Genomic DNA, 20,622 nt, shown 5'->3' with positions numbered 1-20,622 from the left:
TCGGGGACGCGGGCATCAGAAGTCGGCGCTCAGGGACAGGGTTAGGGTGCGCGGCTGGCTCAGGGTCACGTAGCCGCTGGTGGCGCTCCAGTAGTCCTTGCCCAGGGCGTTCTCCAGGTTGGCACGGGCCACCAGTGGTTTTCCGGCGACCTTGAAGGCGTAGCTGCCGGTCAGGTCCAGGCGGTTCCAGGCTGGCGCCTCGATGCGGTTGGCCGGGTCCAGGTAGGCCTCGCCGGTGTGGATCACCCGGCCGCCCAAGGTCAGCCCCGGCAGAAACGCCGCATCCCAGTCCAGACCGAGGTTGGCCTGGCGCCGGGCGACCCCCGGGGCGTCGTTGCCCTCGGTGGTGCGGTCGGCGGCCTTCACCAGTTCCGGCCGGATGTAGCTGGCGCCGGCCAGCAGGCGCAGGCCCTCGGTCAGCTCGCCGCTCACGCCCAGTTCGATACCGCGGTTGCGTTGCTCGCCGCTCACCCGGTAGACGTTGCCGGCATCGGTGAAGGCGCTGGGCTTCTCGATCTGGAACAGCGCGACGGTCGCCAGCAACCCGCCCAGCTCGTACTTGGCGCCCAGCTCGTACTGCTTGGTCTTGTAGGGCGCCATCATTTCCCCGGCGTTCTGCGCGGTGGTGGGCGCGGTATCGCCCTTGCTCAGGCCCTGGATGTAGTTGGCGTACAGCGAGAGGCCGTCCACCGGCCGCACCAGCACCCCCAGCAATGGCGTCCAGACCTGCTCGTCGTAGCTCGACGTGCGCTCGCCGCTGCTGGCGCTGTAGGACTTGGCGCTCACCCACTGGCGGCGCAGGCCGCCGGTCAGCTGCAGGCGGTCGTCCAGCAGCGAAATGCGGTCGGACAGGGCGACGCCGCCCAGGTCGGTCTCGGCGGTGCGGGGGATGCTGCCGTCCAGGCTGGAATAGTCCGGGAGCGGCGTGTGCCCCGAACTCTCGTAGAGGTTGCCCGACTCGGCCCCGGTGAACAGGTAGACCAGCCCCAGCCGCTCGAACACCCGGTTGCTGCTCAGGGTCCAGTCATGGTGCAGCGCACCGGTGTCGAAGCGGCCGCGCAGGCCGGCCTCGCCGGAATAGGTGCGGCGGTCGCCCCGCTGGCGCGCCATGAGGTTACTCAGCGCACCGTCGTTGCCGATCAGGAAGCTGTTGGAGGCGATGGTCTCGAAGTTGCTCTGGCGCCCGCCGAGGGCGGCGAAGGCGGTGATGTCCGGGGTGAGGTCGTATTCCGCCCGGGTGACCAGGCCGTAGTCCTCCTGGTCCAGGTAAGAATCGCGCAGGCCGAAGCGGGTACGGGAGTCCGGCGCGTGGGGCAGGTGGGTGGCGCTGCCCAGCAGCACCGGGCGCACCACGCCCTCGAAGCTCTCCTTCTGGTACAGCGCGTCGGCGGACAGGCGCAGCCGCTCGCCGCGGAAGTCCAGGGCCAGGGCCATCAGCGGGAACTCCCGGCTCTGGTGATCGACGGCAGTGTCGCCCGTGCGGTAGACGCCGTTGAAGCGCGCGCCGAAGGCCTTGTCCTCGCCGAAGCGGCGACCCACGTCCAGGTGCGTGCCGAGCTGGGACTTCTCGGTCCAGTCGACGCTGACCCGGGTCAGCGGCTCGTCCGCCGCCCGCTTGGGCACCACGTTGATGGCGCCGCCGATGCTGCCCTCCGGGGCCATGCCGCTGAGCAGCGCGCTGGGGCCCTTGAGCACCTCGACCCGCTCGGCGAACTCGGTGGGCACCCGCCAGTAGGGCAGCATCCCGTACAGCCCGTCCATGGCCACGTCGGCGTTGCTCACCGGGAAGCCGCGGATGGCGTAGGTGTCGACGATATCGCCACGGCCGCCGACGATGCGCACCGAGGGATCGTTGGCCACCAGCACGTCGGCGACGCTGCGCGCCTGCTGCTGCTCCAGGGTCTGGGCGGTGTAGCTGGTGACGCTGAAGGGCGCGTCCATCACGTCGAGGTTGCCCAGCACCCCCAGGCGCGAGCCGCGGGCCACCTGGCCGCCGGCCAGAGGCTCCGGCAGGGCCTGGGCACCGTCGCTTTGGCCGGTGACCTCCAGGGCGGACAGCTCCACGTCACCCCGGGCCGCGACCCGTACCAGGGTGTAGCTGCCGTCGGGCCGCGCCTGCAGCTGCAGGCCGCTGCCCGCCAGCAGGCGGCGCAGGCCTTCGTCGGCGGCGTAGCGGCCGTTAAGCCCGGCGGAGGCGAGCCCGTCGGTCAGGGCCGGGTCGAAGGACAGCGACAGCCCCGCCTCGCTGGCATAGGTGGCCAGGGTGCGTCCCAGGGGGCCGGCGGGAATCTCGTAGCGGCGCAGCGCCGCCGGTTCCTCCGCGGCCCAGAGTGGCTGGCCGGCGCCCACCAGGGCGACGGCGAGCGCGGCCCGGCGCACCGCGCGGCGCAGCGAAGGGGCATCGATGAAGCGGAAGGAAAAGGCGGACGAAGCGGACATGGGCAGCAGTTCCTCGGCCTGGCGGCCACGACAAGGAGGGGGTTCACCGTCCTTGCCAGCCGAGCGCGAAAAAGGTCTCACCCCAGCGCGATTATTTTTTCAGGCGGCGTCCAGGCTGATCCACAGGTCGGTCAGCCGCCGTACCCGCACCGGGTAGGTCGCCGCCAGCATCGCCAGGGCCCGGCCACGGTCCCGCAGGGGATAGGCACCGGACACCGCCAGCCCGGCCACGGCCGGGGCGCAGCGCAGCACCCCGTGGTGGTAGCGGGCGAGTTCGGCCAGCAGCTCGGCCAGGGGCAGCCGGTCGGCCATCAGCATGCCGTGGGTCCAGGCCACCGCCGACGCCTCGGCGGCAGCCAGGGGGCCGAGCCGCTGGCGGTCGAAGCGGCCCTGGCGGCCCGCCGGTACCCACTGGGCGAGGCCGTCCAGGGGCTCCACCCGCACCGCGCCCTCCAGCACCACCAGATGGGCGGCGTCGCCCTGCTCGCGCAGGCTGAAACGGGCGCCGGGGGTGCTCAGGCGGCCGACGGCGACGTCCAGCAGCAGGGGCCGCGGGTCGGCCGCGGCGTGCAGCAGCAGCTCGCCCTGCCGCAGCTGCAGGTGCCGGCGCTGGCCGTCGAAACGCAGGTCCAGGGCGCTGTCGGTGTTGAGGGTCAGCTGGCTGCCGTCCGGCAGCGCCAGCGCGCGGACCTCGCCCACCGCCGTGCGCTGGTCGGCCAGCCACGCCTCCCAGGGCGCGGCGCGCCAGGTGGTCAGGGCCGCCGGCGCCACCGCCAGCAGCAGGGCCAGGTGCTTGAGGGCGCGGCGGCGACCGATGCGCTCGCGGCCGAGGGCCGGCATCGCCAGCTCCGGCGGCAGGCTGCCGAGCCGCTGCAGCAGCCGCTCGGCCCGCGCCCAGGCCTGGTCGTGCTGCGGGCTGCGCTGGCGCCACTGGGCGCAGGCCTGGCGGGTCGCCTCGCTGTCGCCGTCGCCGTGCAGGCGCACCAGCCAGGCGGCGGCTTCGTCGAGGATCGCCGCGGGAATGACGTCGCTGCCGGCCGCGCCGCTCACGGGGTGAGCTCCAGGCAACGGCGGAAGGCCTGCTGCATGTAGCGCTTGACCGAACCCAGGGACACCCCCAGGCGCTCGGCGATGGCGTCGTAGGTCAGGCCCTCCAGCTGCGACAGCAGGAACGCGCGACGCACCCGCTCGGGCAGGCTGTCCAGCAGGGCGTCGATCTCGTGGAGGGTCTCCAGCACCACCAGGCGCTGCTCCGGCGGCGGCGCCAGGGCCTCGGGCAGGCTGGCCAGGGCGTCCAGGTAGGCGCGCTCCAGGGACTGGCGCTGGTACCAGTTGATCATCAGCCCGCGGGCGACGGTGACCAGGTAGGCCCGGGGCTCGCGCGCCTCCAGCACGCGGCGCGAGGCCAGCAGGCGGGTGAAGGTGTCCTGGGCCAGGTCGGCGGCGTTGTCGGCGCAGCCCAGGCGCCTGCGCAGCCAGCCGAACAGCCAGCCATGGTGATCCTGGTAGAGGTGGCGCACGGCATCGTGCAGGGAACCGTCGACTGCGGACATGGGAAACAGCACCGTGACGCCAGTTGTTATTGAGAATTAATCTCATGATAACCGTGGCCCGCGAATCCCCACAAGCGCCCGCCGCCGAAACGCAAAAGCCCCCGCCGGCTCGCACCGGCGGGGGCTTTCTTCACGGCTGGCGAATCAGACCTTGGCGCGTTCGTAGCGCTTGCGGTCGTTCTCGTTCAGCATTTTCTTGCGCAGGCGGATGGACTTGGGCGTCACTTCCACCAGCTCGTCGTCGGCGATGAACTCCAGCGCCTGCTCCAGGGTGAAGCGGATCGGCGGCACCAGGGCGATGACTTCGTCCTTGCCCGAGGCACGCATGTTGTCCAGCTTCTTGCCCTTGGTGGGGTTGATCACCAAGTCGTTGTCGCGGCTATTGATGCCGGCCAGCTGGCCTTCGTAGATCTCGTCGCCTGGGCCGAGGAACAGCTTGCCGCGGCTCTGCAGGGTTTCCAGGGAGTAGGTCAGCGCGGTGCCGGTGGCCATGGAGACCAGCACGCCGTTCTGCCGGTTGCTGACTTCGCCGGCCTTGATCGGGCCGTAGTGGCTGAAGGTGGAGGTCAGGATACCGGTGCCGGAGGTCAGGGTCAGGAAGTTGTTGCGGAAGCCGATCAGGCCGCGGGCCGGGATGGTGTACTCCAGGCGCACGCGTCCCTTGCCGTCGGGGATCATGTTGCTCAGGTCACCCTTGCGCAGGCCCATCTGCTCCATCACCGAGCCCTGGTGCTGCTCTTCGATGTCGATGGTGACGTTCTCGTAGGGCTCCTGCTTGTCGCCGTCCTTCTCGATGATCACCACTTCCGGACGGCCCACGGCCATCTCGAAGCCTTCGCGGCGCATGGTCTCGATCAGTACCGAGAGGTGCAGCTCGCCACGGCCGGAGACCTTGAATTTCTCCGGGCTGTCGCCCTGCTCGACGCGCAGCGCCACGTTGTGCAGCAGCTCCTTCTCCAGGCGCTCCTTGATGTTGCGGCTGGTGACGAACTTGCCTTCCTTGCCGGCGAACGGCGAGTCGTTGACCTGGAAGGTCATGCTCACGGTGGGCTGGTCGACGGTCAGCGGCGGGCGCGCCTCGACGTTCTGCGGGTCGCACAGGGTGTCGGAGATGAACAGCTCGTCCATGCCGGACACGCAGACGATGTCGCCCGCCTCGGCGTCGGCCACTTCCACGCGCTGCAGGCCGGAGTGGCCCATGATCTTCAGCACGCGGCCGTTGCGCTTGGTGCCATCGTCGCTGATGGCGACCACCGGGGTGTTGGCCTTGATGCGGCCGCGGGCGATGCGGCCGATGCCGATCACGCCGAGGAAGCTGTTGTAGTCCAGCTGGGAGATCTGCATCTGGAACGGGCCGTCGACGTCCACCTTGGGCGCCGGGACGTGGTCGATGATGGCCTGGAACAGGGCGTCCATGTTGTCGTCCATCTTCTCGTGGTCCATGCCGGCGATGCCGTTCAGGGCGCTGGCGTAGACGATCGGGAAGTCCAGCTGCTCATCGGTGGCGCCGAGGTTGTCGAACAGGTCGAAGATCTGGTCGATGACCCAGTCCGGGCGCGCGCCGGGACGGTCCACCTTGTTCACCACGACGATCGGGCGCAGGCCGGCCTTGAAGGCCTTCTGGGTCACGAAGCGGGTCTGCGGCATGGGGCCGTCCTGGGCGTCCACCACCAGCAGCACGGAGTCCACCATGGACATCACGCGCTCCACCTCGCCGCCGAAGTCGGCGTGGCCGGGGGTGTCGACGATGTTGATGTTGTAGCCGTTCCACTTGATGGCGGTGTTCTTCGCCAGGATGGTGATGCCGCGTTCCTTCTCCTGGTCGTTGGAGTCCATCACCCGCTCGCTTTCCGCTTCTTTGCGGTCGAGGGTGCCGGAGAGTTTCAGGAGCTTGTCGACGAGGGTGGTCTTGCCATGGTCGACGTGGGCGATGATGGCGATATTGCGAAGTTTATCGATCACTGTGCTAGGTCTCGGTTGAGAAAACGGTGCGCCCGTCCAGGCTGACAGGCAAGGCATGCAACGAATCGGCGGACACCCGTCCGGGCGTACCGCGAAGGCTCAGGGCCGGTCGGGAGGGCGATGGCGGATGCTGCCGCCCAGCAGCCCGGCGCGCTTAATGCGGGCGATAGACGCGAACATTCGCATGGCCCTCGCTGAGCAGGTGGTGGGCGTGCAGCCGGCTCATGACGCCCTTCTCGCAGTACAGGAGGTACTGGCGGCTCTCGTCCAGGTCCTTGAAGCGGCTGTTGATGGCGTAGAACGGCAGCGACCGCACCTCCACGCCGTCCAGGGCCAGGGGCAGCTCCTCGCTGTCGTCGGGGTGACGGATGTCCAGCACGATGTGCCCGGGCAGCGCCTCGCCCACTTCCTCGACCTGCACCTCGCGGCCGAGTTCATCGATTACCCGGTCCACCGCCATCTGCCGCGCCCGCTCCACGGCCCGGTCGAGCACCGCCATGTCGAACTGGCTCTCCTCGTGCTCGATGCGGCCGCGCTTGGCGCGGGTGGTGGGGTTCACCGAGATCACGCCGCAGTACTCCGGCATGTGCTTGGCGAACTCGGCGGTGCCGATGGCGTAGGCGGTGTCGATGATGTCCTGCTTGTGGCTGGCCACCAGGGGCCGCAGCACCAGCATGTCGGTGGCGGCGTCGATCACCGTGAGGTTCGGCAGGGTCTGGCTGGAGACCTGGGAGATGGCCTCGCCGGTCACCAAGGCGTCGATCTGCAGGCGCTCGGCGATGCGGGTGGCGGCGCGCAGCATCATGCGCTTGAGCACCACGCCCATCTGGCTGTTGTCCACCTTGCCGAGGATTTCCCCCAGCACTTCCTCGAACGGCACGCTGATGAACAGCACCCGGTGCGAGCGGCCGAATTTCTGCCAGAGGTAGTGGGCGACTTCCATCACCCCCAGCTCGTGGGCACGGCCGCCCAGGTTGAAGAAGCAGAAGTGGGTGAGCATGCCGCGGCGCATGATCTGGTAGGCGGCGACGGTGGAGTCGAAGCCGCCGGACATCAGTACCAGGGTCTGCTCCAGGGAGCCCAGCGGGTAGCCGCCGATGCTGTCGTGCTGACGGTGAACGATGAACAGCCGCTGGTCGCGGATCTCCATGCGCACCTCCACCTCCGGAGCGTTCAGCGACACCCCGGCGGCGCCGCACTGCTGGCGCAGCCGGCTGCCCACGTAGCGCTCGACGTCCATGGAGGTGAAAGCATGCTTGCCGCCGCGCTTGCAGCGCACCGAGAAGACCTTCCCGGGCAGGCGGTCGCCGTAGTGCAGCCGGCACTTGTCGAGGATGTCGTCGAAGTCGCCCAGCGGGTACTCGTGCACCTCGAGGAAATGCACGATGCCGGGCATGCAACGCAGCCGCTCGATCATCTCGGCGAGCACCTTCGGCTCGCTGCAGGCGGTCTCCACGTCGAGGTTGTCCCAGACGCCGCTGACCTGCAGCGCGGGGTCCAGATCGCGCAGCACGCTGCGGATGTTCTTCGACAATTGCCGAATGAACTGCTTGCGGACCGGGCGGCTCTTGACGGTGATTTCCGGGAAGACTTTGACGATGAGTTTCATGAAAACGCCGCGATGCGGGAACGACCGAAAAACAGGGGCGCGGATTATAGCGGAATTGTTCAAGGTTTGACCAAACGCATTGCAAATCAGACCGTCGCGCCGAAATGGGGCGTGTGCGTCAGGTCACGTTCTATTATGGTGCACTCGGATGGCGCAGCCGCGTCGGACCGCCCCGCGAAGCCCGATCCTGAGCGGCCCTGCCCAATTCGGGGCACTGGCATGCATATTGCTCCCTTGTGAGGCAGGTAGCCCGAGCGGAACCACCGCGTGGCAGAACCGTATTTTGGGGAGCCCTGTCCCGGCCCCCATACACCTGGAGGACACCATGTCGAAGTCGCTTCAACTGATCAAAGATAACGATGTGAAGTGGGTTGATCTGCGCTTCACCGACACCAAGGGCAAGCAGCAGCACGTCACCATGCCCGCTCGCGACGCCCTGGACGAAGAGTTCTTCGAGCACGGCAAGATGTTCGACGGCTCCTCCATCGCCGGCTGGAAAGGCATCGAAGCCTCCGACATGATCCTGCTGCCCGATGACAGCACTGCGGTCCTGGACCCCTTCACCGAAGAGCCGACCCTGATCATCGTCTGCGACATCATCGAGCCCAGCACCATGCAGGGCTACGACCGCGACCCGCGCTCCATCGCCCGCCGCGCCGAGGAATACCTCAAGTCCACCGGCATCGGCGACACCGTGTTCGTCGGCCCGGAGCCCGAGTTCTTCATCTTCGACGAAGTGAAGTTCAAGTCCGACATCTCCGGCTCCATGTTCAAGATCTTCTCCGAGCAGGCGTCCTGGAACACCGACGCCGACTTCGAGGGCGGCAACAAGGGCCACCGTCCGGGCGTCAAGGGCGGCTACTTCCCGGTCCCGCCGGTCGACCACGACCACGAGATCCGCACCGCCATGTGCAACGCCCTGGAAGAAATGGGCCTGACCGTCGAAGTGCACCACCACGAAGTGGCCACCGCCGGCCAGAACGAGATCGGCGTGAAGTTCAACACCCTGGTGGCCAAGGCCGACGAGACCCAGACCCTCAAGTACTGCGTGCACAACGTGGCCGATGCCTATGGCAAGACCGCCACCTTCATGCCCAAGCCCCTGTACGGCGACAACGGCTCGGGCATGCACGTGCACATCTCCATCTCCAAGGATGGCAAGAACACCTTCGCCGGCGACGGCTATGCCGGCCTGTCCGACACCGCCCTGTACTTCATCGGCGGCATCATCAAGCACGGCAAGGCGCTGAACGGTTTCACCAACCCGTCGACCAACTCCTACAAGCGTCTGGTCCCGGGCTTCGAAGCCCCGGTGATGTTGGCCTACTCGGCCCGCAACCGCTCCGCGTCGATCCGCATTCCCTACGTGTCGAGCCCGAAGGCCCGCCGTATCGAAGCGCGCTTCCCGGACCCGGCGGCCAACCCCTACCTGGCCTTCGCTGCGCTGCTGATGGCTGGCCTGGACGGCATCCAGAACAAGATCCACCCCGGCGATGCCGCCGACAAAAACCTGTACGACCTGCCGCCGGAAGAGGCCAAGGAAATCCCGCAGGTCTGCGGCAGCCTGAAGGAAGCCCTGGAAGAGCTGGACAAGGGCCGCGCGTTCCTGACCAAGGGCGGCGTCTTCAGCGACGACTTCATCGATGCCTACATCGAGCTCAAGAGCGAAGAAGAAATCAAGGTGCGCACCTTCGTGCACCCGCTGGAATACGACCTGTACTACAGCGTCTGATCCAGGCGTCCTCCGGGACGCGCGCCCGCCGATGCGGGCGCCTTGCAGGGGCCTCCTTCGGGAGGCCCTTTTTCGTGGTGGGCCCCGCCCGCCAGGGTTTTCTTCGAGCGAGCGCACAGCCGCGGCGACGCGGCCTTGCCAGCCGGCCCGCCCGGTGCAACCCTTGAACGCCATACGCCCCTGTCATTCCCCCCGGAGAGCGACCATGCGTTCCGCGATCATCGGCCTGCTGCTGGCGGTGGCCCTGCCGGCCAGCGCCGCCCAGATCTACAAGTACACCGACGCCAACGGCAACACGGTCTTCACCAACCAGCCGCCCGAGGGCCAGCACACCCAGGCCGTCGAGCTGCAACCGACCAACACCGTGGAAAGCCAGAAGCCTGCCAGCGCGCCGGAAAAGCCCAAGGACGAGGCACCGACCCGCTACACCGTGCTGCAGCTGGTGAACCTGCCCACCGACGAGGCACTGCGCAGCAACAACGGCACCTTCACCGTCAGCGTGGCCCTGGAGCCGCGCCTGCAACCGGGCCACAGCCTGCGCCTGGTGATGGACGGCCAGCCCTACGGCCAGCCCACCAACATCCCTTACTTCCAGGTCACCGAGGCCGATCGCGGCGAACACACCCTGGTGGCGGAAGTGCTCGGCAAGGACGGCCAGCCGCTGCAGCAGAGTGCGCCGGCCACCGTCGCCATCCAGCGCATCAGCGTCAACAGCCCCGCACGCAACGGGAGCCCGTGAACCATGGGACGCGCACTGCTGGTCGCCCTGCTGGCGCTGGCCCTGCCGGTGCAGGCGGAGGTCTACACCTACCTGGACAAGGACGGTAACCGGGTCTTCACCGACCGTCCCCATGCGGGCAACGCCCAGCGCCTGGAGATGGCTCCGTCCAACGCCATGTCGCCGGTCGCGCCGCAACCCCAGCAACGGGTCCCGCCGCCGGTGCTGCCGCCGTCCTACTCGCTGCTGCGGATCATCGTGCCGGAGCCGGACGCCATGGTGAACAACGGCACCGGCGACGTGATCGTCACCGCCACCAGCGAGCCGGGGCTGATGGCCGGCCACAGCTTCCGCCTGCAACTGGACGGCAAGCCGGCCGGCGAGGGCCGCAGCCCGGTGTTCCCGCTGACCAACCTGGACCGCGGCACCCACACCCTGGCGGTGGAAATCCTCGACGCCAAGGGCCGCATCCTCGAACGCACCCCCAGCCAGCCCCTGCACGTGCAGCGCATGTCCCTGTCCCAGAAGAAACGCATGTTCCCCTGCAAGACCGAGGACTACGGGGTCCGCGAGGAATGCCCGCTGAAGGAAAAGCCGCCGGTGCAGACCGACATCCCCTTCGTGCCCTTCATCTGATCGGACACGCACCGATTTGGCGCACACCCCGACGCCCCCTCCTATAATCTCCCCATTTTGGTTCACCGGCCTGGCCAGGCGTGCCGGTGCGCACCGTCGGCAGGCGGGGCACGCGTCGTTTCGGGGCTTGGTTTGCTTCTTGCATTTTCCCCTGACCGGACACGCCGGCCCGCGCGCGGCGCGGCCCCCGAGCCCCTGATTCCGTATCGCCTGCCGCGCCCCGCACCGGTGCGCCGCGGGCAGCGGCCCTTCCGCAAGAGGTTCTTCCGTCGCCATGACCATCGACGACACCCTGCACCGGCTGCTGCTGGACAACCTGACTACCGCGACCCTGCTGCTGGATGCCGAACTGCGGCTGGAGTACATGAACCCGGCGGCGGAAATGCTCCTGGCGGTGAGCGGCCAGCGCAGCCACGGGCAGTTCATCAGCGAACTGTTCACCGAGTCCCAGGAGGCCCTCTGTGCCCTGCGCCAGGCGGTGGAGGAGGCGCACCCCTTCACCAAGCGCGAGGCGCAGCTGACCTCCCTGGCCGGCCAGACCCTCACGGTGGACTACGCGGTGACACCGATCCTCGCCCGCAACCGCACCCTGTTGCTGCTGGAAGTGCACCCACGCGACCGCCTGCTGCGCATCACCAAGGAAGAGGCCCAGCTGTCCAAGCAGGAAACCACCAAGATGCTGGTGCGCGGCCTCGCCCACGAGATCAAGAACCCCCTGGGGGGCATCCGCGGCGCCGCCCAGCTGCTGGCCCGGGAACTGCCCGAACCGGGGCTGCGGGACTACACCGACGTGATCATCGAGGAAGCCGACCGCCTGCGTAACCTGGTGGACCGCATGCTCGGCTCCAACAAGCTGCCGTCCCTGGCGCCCACCAACATCCACGAGGTGCTGGAGCGGGTCGCCAGCCTGGTGGAGGCGGAGAGCCAGGGTGGCGTGGTGCTGGTGCGCGACTACGACCCGAGCATCCCCGACGTGCTGATCGACCGCGAGCAGATGATCCAGGCGGTGCTGAACATCGTGCGCAACGCCATGCAGGCACTGGCCTCCCAGCCGGACCAGCGCCTGGGGCGGATCACCCTGCGCTCGCGCACCCTGCGCCAGTTCACCATCGGCCACACCCGCCACCGCCTGGTGGCGAAGATGGAAATCATCGACAACGGCCCAGGCATCCCGGCCGACCTGCAGGACACCCTCTTCTATCCCATGGTCAGCGGTCGCCCGGACGGTACCGGGCTGGGCCTGGCGATCACCCAGACCATCATCAGTCAGCACCAGGGCCTGATCGAGTGCGAGAGCCACCCCGGGCACACCGTGTTCTCGATCTTCCTGCCGCTCGAACAAGGAGCCACCGCCACATGAGCCGAAGCGAAACCGTCTGGATCGTCGACGACGACCGCTCCATCCGCTGGGTCCTGGAAAAGGCCCTGCAGCAGGAAGGCCTGACCACCCAGAGTTTCGACAGCGCCGACGGCGTGCTCGGACGGCTGGCCCGGCAGCAGCCGGAGGCGATCATCTCCGACATCCGCATGCCCGGCACCAGCGGCCTCGACCTGCTGGCGCGGATCCGCGAGCTGTACCCGCGCCTGCCGGTGATCATCATGACCGCCCATTCCGACCTGGACAGCGCGGTGGCCTCCTACCAGGGCGGCGCCTTCGAGTACCTGCCCAAGCCGTTCGACGTGGACGAGGCGGTGTCCCTGGTCAAGCGCGCCCTGCAGCACGCCCAGGAGCAGCAGGGCCTGGAAGCGCCGACGCCGCTGGCGCGCACGCCGGAGATCATCGGCGAGGCGCCGGCGATGCAGGAGGTGTTCCGCGCCATCGGCCGGCTGTCCCATTCCAACATCACCGTGCTGATCAACGGTGAGTCCGGCACCGGCAAGGAGCTGGTGGCCCACGCCCTGCACCGCCACAGCCCGCGGGCGGTGGCGCCGTTCATCGCGCTGAACATGGCGGCGATCCCCAAGGACCTGATGGAGTCCGAGCTGTTCGGCCACGAGAAGGGCGCCTTCACCGGCGCCGCCAACCAGCGCCGCGGCCGCTTCGAGCAGGCCGATGGCGGCACGCTGTTCCTCGACGAGATCGGCGACATGCCGGCCGACACCCAGACCCGCCTGCTGCGAGTGCTGGCCGACGGCGAGTTCTATCGGGTCGGCGGCCACGTGCCGGTGAAGGTGGACGTGCGGATCATCGCCGCCACCCACCAGAACCTGGAAAACCTGGTGCAGGCCGGCAAGTTCCGCGAGGACCTGTTCCATCGCCTGAACGTCATCCGCATCCACATCCCGCGGCTTTCCGACCGCCGCGAGGACATCCCCTCCCTGGCGCGGCACTTCCTCGCCCGGGCAGCCCTGGAGCTGGCGGTGGAGCCGAAGGTGCTCAAGGCCGAGACCGAGGACTACCTGCGCCACCTGCCCTGGCCGGGCAACGTGCGCCAGCTGGAGAACACTTGCCGCTGGATCACCGTGATGGCCTCGGGGCGCGAGGTGCACGTCGGCGACTTGCCGCCGGAACTGTTGGCCCAGCCCCAGGATTCGGCGCCGGTGACCAACTGGGAACAGGCGCTGCGGCAATGGGCGGACCAGGCCCTGGGCCGCGGCCAGTCCAACCTGCTGGATATCGCCGTGCCGGCCTTCGAGCGGATCATGATCGAGACCGCCCTCAAGCACACCGCCGGCCGCCGCCGCGACGCCGCCGTGCTGCTGGGCTGGGGTCGCAACACCCTGACCCGCAAGATCAAGGAGCTGGGCATGAAGGTCGCCGGCGGCGATGAGGACGACGGCGAAGACAGCTGATCGATCCAGGGCGGTGAACGAGCAGGCTTCGGCCTGCTTTTTCATGGCCGGGGATAGCCTCAGCACTGTCGGCCCGGGGCATTCGCCCAGACCTAGGTAAGAGTCCCCTGAAACGGGTATCAGTCATGCCCGGGGCACCGCCAGGCGGCCCGTTCTTCACGCCGTCTCGCCTTCCCCACAAAACCTGGCACGCGCCCTGCATTGTCAAACGTACCTACCGTTTTGGGGGCCTTGGTACAGGCAGGCCGGGGATTCCCCTCTTTTATTCCTCCCGCGCGCTGATCGTCAGCCGCCACCCGCCGTCCGCCGCTGCACCCCGCCACTGGGCGTGCAGCGGGCGGGCCGCCACAAGATGCAACAACAACCCCCGCTCCGTACGCTGAATGCGCCAGTTGCCCGGCCCGCTGGCAAGCGCCAGGCGGCCTTCGGCTGCCTGGCCGGCCGCCAGGAACAGCATAGCGAACGCACCATCCAGGTGCTGGGCGTGCAGTTTTGGCTCAACGTTGAAGCGCAGGGCCAGTCCGTCGGGGAGAACTTCGACCCGCTCCAGGCGAGCAGGCTCCGGCGCCGTCAGGCGACCCAGCATCAAGCCCAGCATCAGCCCGAACAGCGCCAGGGAAAACAGTACCCGGAGCCACAGGCGCGGCCGCGGGTCTTCCTCTTCGGCGGTAGAATGCCGCCCGTCCTCGGGCTCGGAGCCAGCCATGTTCCACGTCATCCTCTTCCAACCGGAAATTCCGCCCAATACCGGCAACATTATCAGGCTGTGCGCCAACGCAGGCTGCCACCTCCACCTGATCGAGCCCCTGGGTTTCGAACTGGACGACAAGCGCCTGCGCCGGGCCGGCCTCGACTACCACGAGTACGCCACCCTGCGCCGCCACCCGGACCTGGAGGCCTGCCTGGCCGCCCTCGGCCACCCGCGTCTGTTCGCCTTCACCACCAAGGGCTCCCAACCGTTCCATGAAGTCGCCTACCGCCCGGGCGACGCCTTCCTTTTCGGCCCGGAAAGCCGTGGCCTGCCGGCGGAGGTGCGCGACGCATTGCCGGCCGACCGCCGCGTGCGCCTGCCCATGCGCCCGGAATGCCGCAGCCTCAACCTGTCCAACAGCGTCGCGGTGGCGGTCTACGAGGCCTGGCGGCAGAACGGTTTCAGCCTGGTGTGATCGCTGCCGCCGGTCGGCCCGCGGAAGCTATCCCGCCCCGCCTCGCAGTCGAACGGAAACAGCCGTCCCGGCGTCCTTGCCGGAGTCCGTTCATCCGCACGAGGGCGACCCCATGACCACTTACCGCGCACGACGATCCGGCGTGTTGCCTCCCTACCTGCTGGACCACCTGTCGCGCCATGGCGACGACCACCTGCGCCATTGCGCCAGCAATACCCTGTCCCTGGACCACCGCCGCGACCTGCTCGGCCATGATCCCGGCACCCGGCCGGCCATCGCCGCCGGGCAGCCGGGCTCCGCCGAGCGACACATCTACGATGCCGGCGGCCGCACCGAGCTGCCCGGCACGCTGGTGCGCACCGAGGGCCAGTCCCAGCGCGGCGACCTGGCGGTGGACGATGCCTACGACCACCTGGGCGCCACCTATGCGTTCTTCTGGGAAGTCTTCGGCCGTCACTCCATCGACGGGGCCGGGCTGCCGCTGGTGGGCAGCGTGCACTATGGCGAGCACTACGAGAACGCCTTCTGGGACGGCGCGCAGATGGTCTTCGGCGACGGTGACGGCAAGCTGTTCAACCGCTTCACCATCGCCCTGGACGTGGTGGGCCATGAGCTGAGCCATGGGGTCATCGAGCAGGAAGCCGGGCTGGTCTACCAGAACCAGGCCGGCGCGCTGAACGAGTCGCTGTCCGACGTCTTCGGCACCCTGGTCAAGCAGTACCACACGCGCCAGCGGGCCGATCAGGCCGACTGGATCATCGGCGCCGGGCTGTTCACCGACGCGGTCAAGGCGGTCGGCCTGCGTTCCATGAAGGCACCCGGCAGCGCCTACGACGACCCGCAGCTGGGCAAGGACCCGCAGCCGGGGCACATGCGCGACTTCGTCGAGACCCGCCAGGACAACGGCGGCGTGCACATCAACTCGGGCATTCCCAACCGCGCCTTCTACCTGCTGGCCAGCGACTTGGGCGGCTTCGCCTGGGAGAAGGCCGGGCGCATCTGGTACGAGACCCTGTGCGACAAGCGCCTGGCCAACGACGCCGACTTCGCCGCGTTCGCCGCCCTCACCGGCGACGTGGCCGGGCGCCTGTACGGCACCGAAGGGGCCGAGTTCCGTGCGCTGAAGTCGGCCTGGAAGAGCGTCGGAGTGGAGCCGTGAGCCGCCTGCCGCCCCTGGGGCCGACCGCCGTCATCCGCCTCTGGCGCGAAGGCGGCATGGCCTACCTGCCGGCCCTCATGCGGCCCGCCGCCATTGCCCTGGAGGATTGCAGCGAGGCGGAGCGCCAGGCCATCTGCCGGGTGCTGGAAGTCAGCGCCCAGCAGGCCGATGCCGAGCAGGCGGGGCGCGGCGACCAGCGCTATTTCCGCATCGAGGTGCAACTGGCCCGGGACGACGACAGCGTCGTCGACCTCAAGGTGCCGGAGGCCCGCGCCCCCGACGGGCTGGTGAAGCTGTGGCAGGAACGCCGGGGCTGATCCGCCGTGCGGACACGAAAAAGGCGCCCTCGGGCGCCTTTTTTCATCAGCGGGGCGAATCAGGCTTCGCCAGCCGCCTGCATGCGCTCCAGCTGCTGGGCGTAGAGGGCATCGAAGTTCACCGGGGACAGCATCAGCGCCGGGAACGAACCGCGCACTACCAGGCTGTCCAGGGCCTCGCGGGCATACGGGAACAGGATGTTCGGGCAGAACGCGCCCAGGGTGTGGCTCATGGAGGACGGGTCGAGGTTCTTGATCAGGAAGATGCCGGCCTGCTGCACTTCGACGATGAAGGCGGTTTCCTCGCCGTTCTTCACGGTGACCGAGAGGGTCAGCACCACTTCGTAGAAGTCGCCGTCCAGGGAACGCTGACGGGTGTTCAGGTCCAGGGAAACGTTGGGGTTCCACTCCTGGCGGAAGATCTCCGGGCTCTTCGGCGCCTCGAAGGACAGGTCGCGCACATACAGGCGCTGCAGGGAAAACTGCGGGTTCTGGTCGTTGTCGGCGGCAACGCCGTTGGCTTGTTCGGTCATGACGGGATTCTCTTCCATTAGCGGTTCAAACGGTTGAATTAAGCAGCGCGTCCAGCGTGCCGGCGCGCTCCAAGGCGAACAGGTCGTCGCATCCCCCGACGTGGGTGCTGCCGATCCAGATCTGCGGAACCGAGGTACGGCCCGCCTTGCGGGTCATCTCGGCGCGCAGCTCGGGCTTGCCGTCGACACTGATCTCGTCGAAGGCCACGCCTTTCTGCGTCAGCAACTGCTTGGCGCGGATGCAGTACGGGCACCAGGCGCTGGAGTAGACGATCACCGGCGCCATGTCACTTCACCACGGGCAGGTTGTCGCCGCGCCAGCCACCGATGCCGCCGGACAGCTTCACCGCGTCGAAGCCGGCCTTCTTCAGGTCGCGGCTGGCGGTGCCGGCGTGCTGGCCCATGGCGTCCACCACCACCAGGGTCTTGCCCTTGTATTTCTCCAGTTCGGCGTGGCGGCTGGCCAGCTTGTCGAAGGGGATGTTCAGGGCGCCGACGATGTGGCCGCTGGCGAAATCCTTGGCGTTGCGCACGTCGAGCACGACGCCCTGTTCGCCGTTCACCAGGGCGGTCAGCTCGCGGTTGCTGACGGTACGCCCGCCGCGGCGCAGTTCGGTGACGATCAGCAGGATCAGCAGGACGACGAAGGCCCCGCTGAGCACGTAGTGGCGGGTGGCGAATTCGATCAGGTGGGGAAGCATCGACGGATTCCGGACGATAAAATGCCGGCCAGTATACACAGGGCCGCCGGGCCGCCAAAACCGCCCGGCGGTGACGCGGTTGGAACTTCACCGTAAAATGCCGCTCCCTTTCTGATCCCCGCTTTCCACGGGGCCATCCGCCCCGGGCCACCCGTCCGCGCCCGCGGAAACACCGGCCCGGCGGATGGCGCGAATCGGCTCCGCGCGCCCGTGCGCCACCCAGCTCAGGACAGCCCCATGACCGCCACGCCCAAACCCCTGGTACTGATCATCCTGGACGGCTTCGGCCACAGCGACACCCCGGACTCCAACGCCATCCTCGCCGCCCGCACGCCGGTCTACGACCGTCTCTGCGCCACCCAGCCCAACGGGGTGATCTCCGGCTCGGGGATGGACGTCGGCCTGCCCGACGGGCAGATGGGCAACTCCGAGGTGGGCCACATGAACCTGGGCGCGGGCCGCGTGGTGTACCAGGACTTCACCCGGGTGACCAAGGCCATCCGCGACGGCGAGTTCTTCGAGAACCCGGTGCTCACCGGCGCGGTGGACAAGGCGGTGGCCGCCGGCAAGGCGGTGCACATCCTCGGCCTGCTCTCCGACGGCGGCGTGCACAGCCACCAGGACCACCTGGTCGCCATGGCCGAACTGGCTGCCCAGCGCGGCGCCGAGCGCATCTACCTGCACGCGTTCCTCGACGGCCGCGACACCCCGCCGAAGAGCGCGCAGCCGTCCCTGGAGCTGCTGGATGCCACCTTCGCCCGCCTCGGCAAGGGTCGCATCGCTTCCCTGGTGGGCCGCTACTTCGCCATGGACCGCGACAACCGTTGGGACCGGGTGCAGGCCGCTTACGAGCTGATCGTCGACGCCAAGGCCGAGTACAGCGCCGACAGCGCCGTGGCCGGTCTGGAGGCCGCCTACGCCCGCGGCGAGAGCGACGAGTTCGTCAAGGCCACCCGCATCGGCGCGCCGGCCGCGGTGGAGGACGGCGACGCCGTGGTGTTCATGAACTTCCGCGCCGACCGAGCCCGGGAGCTGACCCGCGCCTTCGTCGAGCAGGGCTTCGACGCCTTCCCCGTCCGCCAGCCGCGGCTGTCCGGCTTCGTCATGCTGACCCAGTACGCCGCCAGCATCGACGCCCCCTGCGCCTTCGCCCCGAGCGGCCTGCACAACGTGCTGGGCGAGTACCTGGCGCGCAACGGCAAGACCCAGCTGCGCATCGCCGAGACCGAGAAATACGCCCACGTGACCTTCTTCTTCTCCGGCGGCCGCGAGGAACCCTTCGAGGGCGAGGAACGCATCCTGATCCCGTCGCCGAAGGTGGCCACCTACGACATGCAGCCGGAGATGAGCGCGCCGGAAGTCACCGACCGCATCGTCGAGGCCATCGAGCAGCAGCGCTACGACGTCATCGTGGTCAACTACGCCAATGGCGACATGGTCGGCCACACCGGCGTGTTCGAGGCCGCGGTGAGGGCGGTGGAGTGCCTGGATACCTGCATGGGCCGCATCGTCGACGCCCTGGAGAAGGTGGGCGGCGAGGCGCTGATCACCGCCGACCACGGCAACGTCGAGCAGATGGAAGACGAGTCCACCGGCCAGGCCCATACCGCCCACACCTGCGAGCCGGTGCCGTTCATCTACGTCGGCAAGCGCACGTTGAGCATCCGCGAGGGCGGCGTGCTGGCCGACGTGGCGCCCACCATGCTGACCCTCATGGGCCTGCCGGTGCCGCCGGAAATGACCGGCACCAGCATCGTCCACCTGGACTGACCGCGCCCCGCGTCGCGCCGGGGCCACGTCCCGGTGCGCCCGGACCGGAGCCCCGCGCCATGGCCCCTCCTCGCCTCCATCCCTGCCCGTGCCAGCCCTGTGGGCCGACGCCGTTGGCGCGCGTCGCCGACGACACTCGGTCGGGCCGGCCGCGCCGCCTGCCCGTGGCCGGCTGGCGGGCATTCTTTTTGCCCTACGCCGCGGGCATACTAGGTCGTTCCCCTGCCCCGGTGCCGCCTGCCTCCATGTTCCGCGCCCTCCTCCTCGCCTTTCTCGCCTGCCTGCTGAGCCCGGCCCATGCCGACCCGCGCGTGGAAACCCAGCAGCAACTGGACCAGGCGCGCAAGGACGTGACCGAGCTGAAGAAGCTGCTGGAGCAGCTGCAGCAGGAAAAGTCCGGCGTGCAGAAGGAGCTGAAGAAGACCGAGACCGACATGGGCACGCTGGAGAAGCAAGTCAAGGACCTGAAGAACGAGCTCGACCAGGGCGAGGCCGAGCTCAAGCGCCTCGATCAGGAGAAAAAAAAACTCCAGGACGCGCGCGTTGAACAGCAGCGACTGATCGCCATCCAGGCCCGCGCCGCCTACCAGAGCGGCCGCCAGGAACCGCTGCGGCTGGTGCTGAACCAGCAGCAGCCGGAGAAATTCGCCCGCACCCTCACCTATTACGAATACCTCGGCCAGGCGCGCCTGGACCAGCTCAAGGCATTCAACGAAACCCTGCGCCAGCTGGCTAACGTGGAACGCGACATCGACGCCCAGCAGGGCCAGCTGAACGCCCGCAAGGCCGAGCTGGACAGCCGCTACGAGCAGCTCGCCGGGCTGCGCAAGGAGCGCCAGCAGGCCCTGGCCAAGCTGGACAAGGACGTGTCCGACCGCGACCGCAAGCTCAAGTCCCGCGAGCAGGAGCAGGCCCAATTGGGCCAGGTGCTCAAGACCATCGAGGAGACCCTGGCGCGCCAGGCCCGGGAAGCCGAGGAAGCCCGCAAGCGGGCGATCGCTGAGGCCCAGGCCGAGGAAGCGCGCCAGCGCGAGGCGAGCCGCCAGCGCCAGGAAGCCCCCGCGACCCGTCCGAGTCCCCGCACGCCCGGCCCGCTGGTTTCCAGCGCCGGCGGCGCCTATGGTGGCCCGTTCGCCAGTGCCCGCGGCAAGCTGCCCTGGCCGGTGGACGGCCGGCTGCTGGCGCGCTTCGGCAGCCCCCGGGGCGGCGACGAACGCACCAAGTGGGACGGGGTGCTGATCAGTGCCTCCGCCGGCAGCCAGGTACGTGCCGTGCACGGTGGCCGCGTGGTGTTCGCCGACTGGTTGCGCGGCGCTGGCCTTCTGGTCATTCTCGATCACGGCAACGGCTACCTCAGCCTGTACGGCCACAACCAGAGCCTGCTCAAGGATGCCGGCGACCTGGTGAAGGCCGGCGAGCCGATCGCCACCGTCGGCAACAGCGGCGGACAGGACACCCCCGCCTTGTATTTCGCCATCCGCCAGCAGGGCCGCGCCAGCGACCCGGTGCAGTGGTGCCGCGCGCAGGGATAAGC

19 protein-coding genes are annotated in these 20,622 nt (G+C 68.6%); 10 read left to right on the top strand and 9 right to left on the bottom strand.

All coding sequences use genetic code 11. The annotated features are described in order from the left end of the window. Positions 1-15: 15 nt before the first annotated feature. The 5 genes from FM069_RS11680 to thiI all read right to left on the bottom strand — a co-directional run bounded on the left by FM069_RS11680 (position 16) and on the right by thiI (position 7,563). Positions 16-2,439 carry a TonB-dependent receptor gene (locus FM069_RS11680; protein ID WP_143488485.1) on the bottom strand — a complete coding sequence of 808 codons (2,424 nt, stop codon included), beginning with the start codon at positions 2,437-2,439 and terminating at the stop codon, positions 16-18. Positions 2,440-2,538: 99 nt separating this feature from the next. After that, a complete protein-coding gene (locus FM069_RS11675; RefSeq protein ID WP_218570296.1) occupies positions 2,539-3,489 on the bottom strand; it encodes a FecR domain-containing protein in 951 nt (316 codons plus the stop codon). Then, the gene (locus tag FM069_RS11670; protein ID WP_143488484.1) at positions 3,486-3,992 is read right to left on the bottom strand and encodes a sigma-70 family RNA polymerase sigma factor; all 507 of its coding nucleotides are present in this window, start codon (positions 3,990-3,992) and stop codon (positions 3,486-3,488) included. Before FM069_RS11670 ends, FM069_RS11675 begins: the two co-directional genes overlap by 4 nt. Before the next feature lie 144 nt (positions 3,993-4,136). Further along, positions 4,137-5,954 (bottom strand): translational GTPase TypA, encoded by a 1,818-nt coding sequence (gene typA, locus FM069_RS11665; protein WP_143488483.1) that lies wholly within the window; start codon positions 5,952-5,954, stop codon positions 4,137-4,139. Between the two features lie 154 nt (positions 5,955-6,108). Continuing rightward, complete coding sequence (gene thiI / locus FM069_RS11660; protein ID WP_143488482.1) at positions 6,109-7,563, bottom strand: tRNA uracil 4-sulfurtransferase ThiI; 1,455 nt, start codon at positions 7,561-7,563, stop codon at positions 6,109-6,111. 325 nt (positions 7,564-7,888) lie between these two features. On the opposite strand from thiI, the gene glnA reads away from it, so the two are divergent. From glnA to ntrC, 5 genes are all read left to right on the top strand, one after another. Next, positions 7,889-9,295: a glutamate--ammonia ligase gene (glnA, locus tag FM069_RS11650; RefSeq protein ID WP_143488480.1), complete on the top strand. Its 1,407-nt coding sequence runs from the start codon at positions 7,889-7,891 to the stop codon at positions 9,293-9,295. A 205-nt stretch (positions 9,296-9,500) separates the two neighbouring features. Further along, the gene (locus FM069_RS11645; RefSeq protein WP_143488479.1) at positions 9,501-10,034 is read left to right on the top strand and encodes a DUF4124 domain-containing protein; all 534 of its coding nucleotides are present in this window, start codon (positions 9,501-9,503) and stop codon (positions 10,032-10,034) included. A 3-nt stretch (positions 10,035-10,037) separates the two neighbouring features. Then, a complete protein-coding gene (locus FM069_RS11640) occupies positions 10,038-10,649 on the top strand; it encodes a DUF4124 domain-containing protein (protein ID WP_143488478.1) in 612 nt (203 codons plus the stop codon). A gap of 274 nt (positions 10,650-10,923) precedes the next feature. Next, positions 10,924-12,009 (top strand): nitrogen regulation protein NR(II), encoded by a 1,086-nt coding sequence (gene glnL / locus FM069_RS11635; RefSeq protein ID WP_143488477.1) that lies wholly within the window; start codon positions 10,924-10,926, stop codon positions 12,007-12,009. Further along, entirely contained in the window at positions 12,006-13,442 is a 1,437-nt protein-coding gene (gene ntrC / locus FM069_RS11630; RefSeq protein WP_143488476.1) for a nitrogen regulation protein NR(I), read from the top strand. The genes glnL and ntrC overlap by 4 nt, the downstream gene beginning before the upstream one ends. A gap of 262 nt (positions 13,443-13,704) precedes the next feature. On the opposite strand, the gene FM069_RS11625 is transcribed toward ntrC, so the two are convergent. After that, a complete protein-coding gene (locus FM069_RS11625; protein WP_143488475.1) occupies positions 13,705-14,148 on the bottom strand; it encodes a hypothetical protein in 444 nt (147 codons plus the stop codon). Between FM069_RS11625 and trmL the strand changes: the two genes are divergently transcribed. The 3 genes from trmL to FM069_RS11610 all read left to right on the top strand — a co-directional run bounded on the left by trmL (position 14,147) and on the right by FM069_RS11610 (position 16,084). Beyond that, positions 14,147-14,608 carry a tRNA (uridine(34)/cytosine(34)/5-carboxymethylaminomethyluridine(34)-2'-O)-methyltransferase TrmL gene (gene trmL / locus FM069_RS11620; RefSeq protein ID WP_143488474.1) on the top strand — a complete coding sequence of 154 codons (462 nt, stop codon included), beginning with the start codon at positions 14,147-14,149 and terminating at the stop codon, positions 14,606-14,608. The genes FM069_RS11625 and trmL overlap by 2 nt on opposite strands. Positions 14,609-14,720: 112 nt before the next feature. Then, positions 14,721-15,767, top strand: a complete 1,047-nt coding sequence (locus tag FM069_RS11615; protein WP_143488473.1) for a M4 family metallopeptidase — start codon at positions 14,721-14,723, stop codon at positions 15,765-15,767. Next, a complete protein-coding gene (locus tag FM069_RS11610; protein WP_143488472.1) occupies positions 15,764-16,084 on the top strand; it encodes a protealysin inhibitor emfourin in 321 nt (106 codons plus the stop codon). Before FM069_RS11615 ends, FM069_RS11610 begins: the two co-directional genes overlap by 4 nt. Positions 16,085-16,143: 59 nt before the next feature. Here FM069_RS11610 and secB read toward each other — a convergent pair whose 3' ends face one another. From secB to FM069_RS11595, 3 genes are read right to left on the bottom strand one after another with little or no spacing between them, the layout of a single operon-like run. Next, positions 16,144-16,617 carry a protein-export chaperone SecB gene (secB, locus tag FM069_RS11605; protein WP_143488471.1) on the bottom strand — a complete coding sequence of 158 codons (474 nt, stop codon included), beginning with the start codon at positions 16,615-16,617 and terminating at the stop codon, positions 16,144-16,146. 25 nt (positions 16,618-16,642) lie between these two features. After that, entirely contained in the window at positions 16,643-16,903 is a 261-nt protein-coding gene (grxC, locus tag FM069_RS11600) for a glutaredoxin 3 (protein WP_143488470.1), read from the bottom strand. 1 nt (position 16,904) lies between these two features. Beyond that, on the bottom strand, positions 16,905-17,318 hold the full coding sequence (locus tag FM069_RS11595) for a rhodanese-like domain-containing protein (protein WP_143488469.1): 414 nt from the start codon (positions 17,316-17,318) through the stop codon (positions 16,905-16,907). A 237-nt stretch (positions 17,319-17,555) separates the two neighbouring features. On the opposite strand from FM069_RS11595, the gene gpmI reads away from it, so the two are divergent. Then, positions 17,556-19,088 carry a 2,3-bisphosphoglycerate-independent phosphoglycerate mutase gene (gene gpmI, locus FM069_RS11590; RefSeq protein ID WP_143488468.1) on the top strand — a complete coding sequence of 511 codons (1,533 nt, stop codon included), beginning with the start codon at positions 17,556-17,558 and terminating at the stop codon, positions 19,086-19,088. A 245-nt stretch (positions 19,089-19,333) separates the two neighbouring features. After that, complete coding sequence (locus FM069_RS11585) at positions 19,334-20,620, top strand: murein hydrolase activator EnvC family protein (protein ID WP_143488467.1); 1,287 nt, start codon at positions 19,334-19,336, stop codon at positions 20,618-20,620. The last annotated feature ends 2 nt before the right edge of the window (positions 20,621-20,622 follow it).

It is taken from the genome of Pseudomonas mangiferae (genome assembly GCF_007109405.1).
Taxonomy (GTDB): Bacteria; Pseudomonadota; Gammaproteobacteria; order Pseudomonadales; family Pseudomonadaceae; genus Pseudomonas_T; species Pseudomonas_T mangiferae.
The sequence above is the reverse complement of the archived record's forward strand: the minus strand, read 5'-3'. Positions and strand labels throughout refer to the sequence as shown.

What these genes read in the sequence shown, in the direction of transcription:
- FM069_RS11595 (WP_143488469.1), bottom strand. Translation starts at nt 17,318, where the DNA reads ATGCTTCCCCACCTGATCGAATTCGCCACCCGCCACTACGTGCTCAGC.
- thiI (WP_143488482.1), bottom strand. Translation starts at nt 7,563, where the DNA reads ATGAAACTCATCGTCAAAGTCTTCCCGGAAATCACCGTCAAGAGCCGC.
- ntrC (WP_143488476.1), top strand. Translation starts at nt 12,006, where the DNA reads ATGAGCCGAAGCGAAACCGTCTGGATCGTCGACGACGACCGCTCCATC.
- FM069_RS11625 (WP_143488475.1), bottom strand. Translation starts at nt 14,148, where the DNA reads ATGGCTGGCTCCGAGCCCGAGGACGGGCGGCATTCTACCGCCGAAGAG.
- FM069_RS11615 (WP_143488473.1), top strand. Translation starts at nt 14,721, where the DNA reads ATGACCACTTACCGCGCACGACGATCCGGCGTGTTGCCTCCCTACCTG.
- trmL (WP_143488474.1), top strand. Translation starts at nt 14,147, where the DNA reads ATGTTCCACGTCATCCTCTTCCAACCGGAAATTCCGCCCAATACCGGC.
- FM069_RS11645 (WP_143488479.1), top strand. Translation starts at nt 9,501, where the DNA reads ATGCGTTCCGCGATCATCGGCCTGCTGCTGGCGGTGGCCCTGCCGGCC.
- secB (WP_143488471.1), bottom strand. Translation starts at nt 16,617, where the DNA reads ATGACCGAACAAGCCAACGGCGTTGCCGCCGACAACGACCAGAACCCG.
- FM069_RS11640 (WP_143488478.1), top strand. Translation starts at nt 10,038, where the DNA reads ATGGGACGCGCACTGCTGGTCGCCCTGCTGGCGCTGGCCCTGCCGGTG.
- gpmI (WP_143488468.1), top strand. Translation starts at nt 17,556, where the DNA reads ATGACCGCCACGCCCAAACCCCTGGTACTGATCATCCTGGACGGCTTC.
- glnL (WP_143488477.1), top strand. Translation starts at nt 10,924, where the DNA reads ATGACCATCGACGACACCCTGCACCGGCTGCTGCTGGACAACCTGACT.
- grxC (WP_143488470.1), bottom strand. Translation starts at nt 16,903, where the DNA reads ATGGCGCCGGTGATCGTCTACTCCAGCGCCTGGTGCCCGTACTGCATC.
- FM069_RS11585 (WP_143488467.1), top strand. Translation starts at nt 19,334, where the DNA reads ATGTTCCGCGCCCTCCTCCTCGCCTTTCTCGCCTGCCTGCTGAGCCCG.
- glnA (WP_143488480.1), top strand. Translation starts at nt 7,889, where the DNA reads ATGTCGAAGTCGCTTCAACTGATCAAAGATAACGATGTGAAGTGGGTT.
- FM069_RS11670 (WP_143488484.1), bottom strand. Translation starts at nt 3,992, where the DNA reads ATGTCCGCAGTCGACGGTTCCCTGCACGATGCCGTGCGCCACCTCTAC.
- FM069_RS11680 (WP_143488485.1), bottom strand. Translation starts at nt 2,439, where the DNA reads ATGTCCGCTTCGTCCGCCTTTTCCTTCCGCTTCATCGATGCCCCTTCG.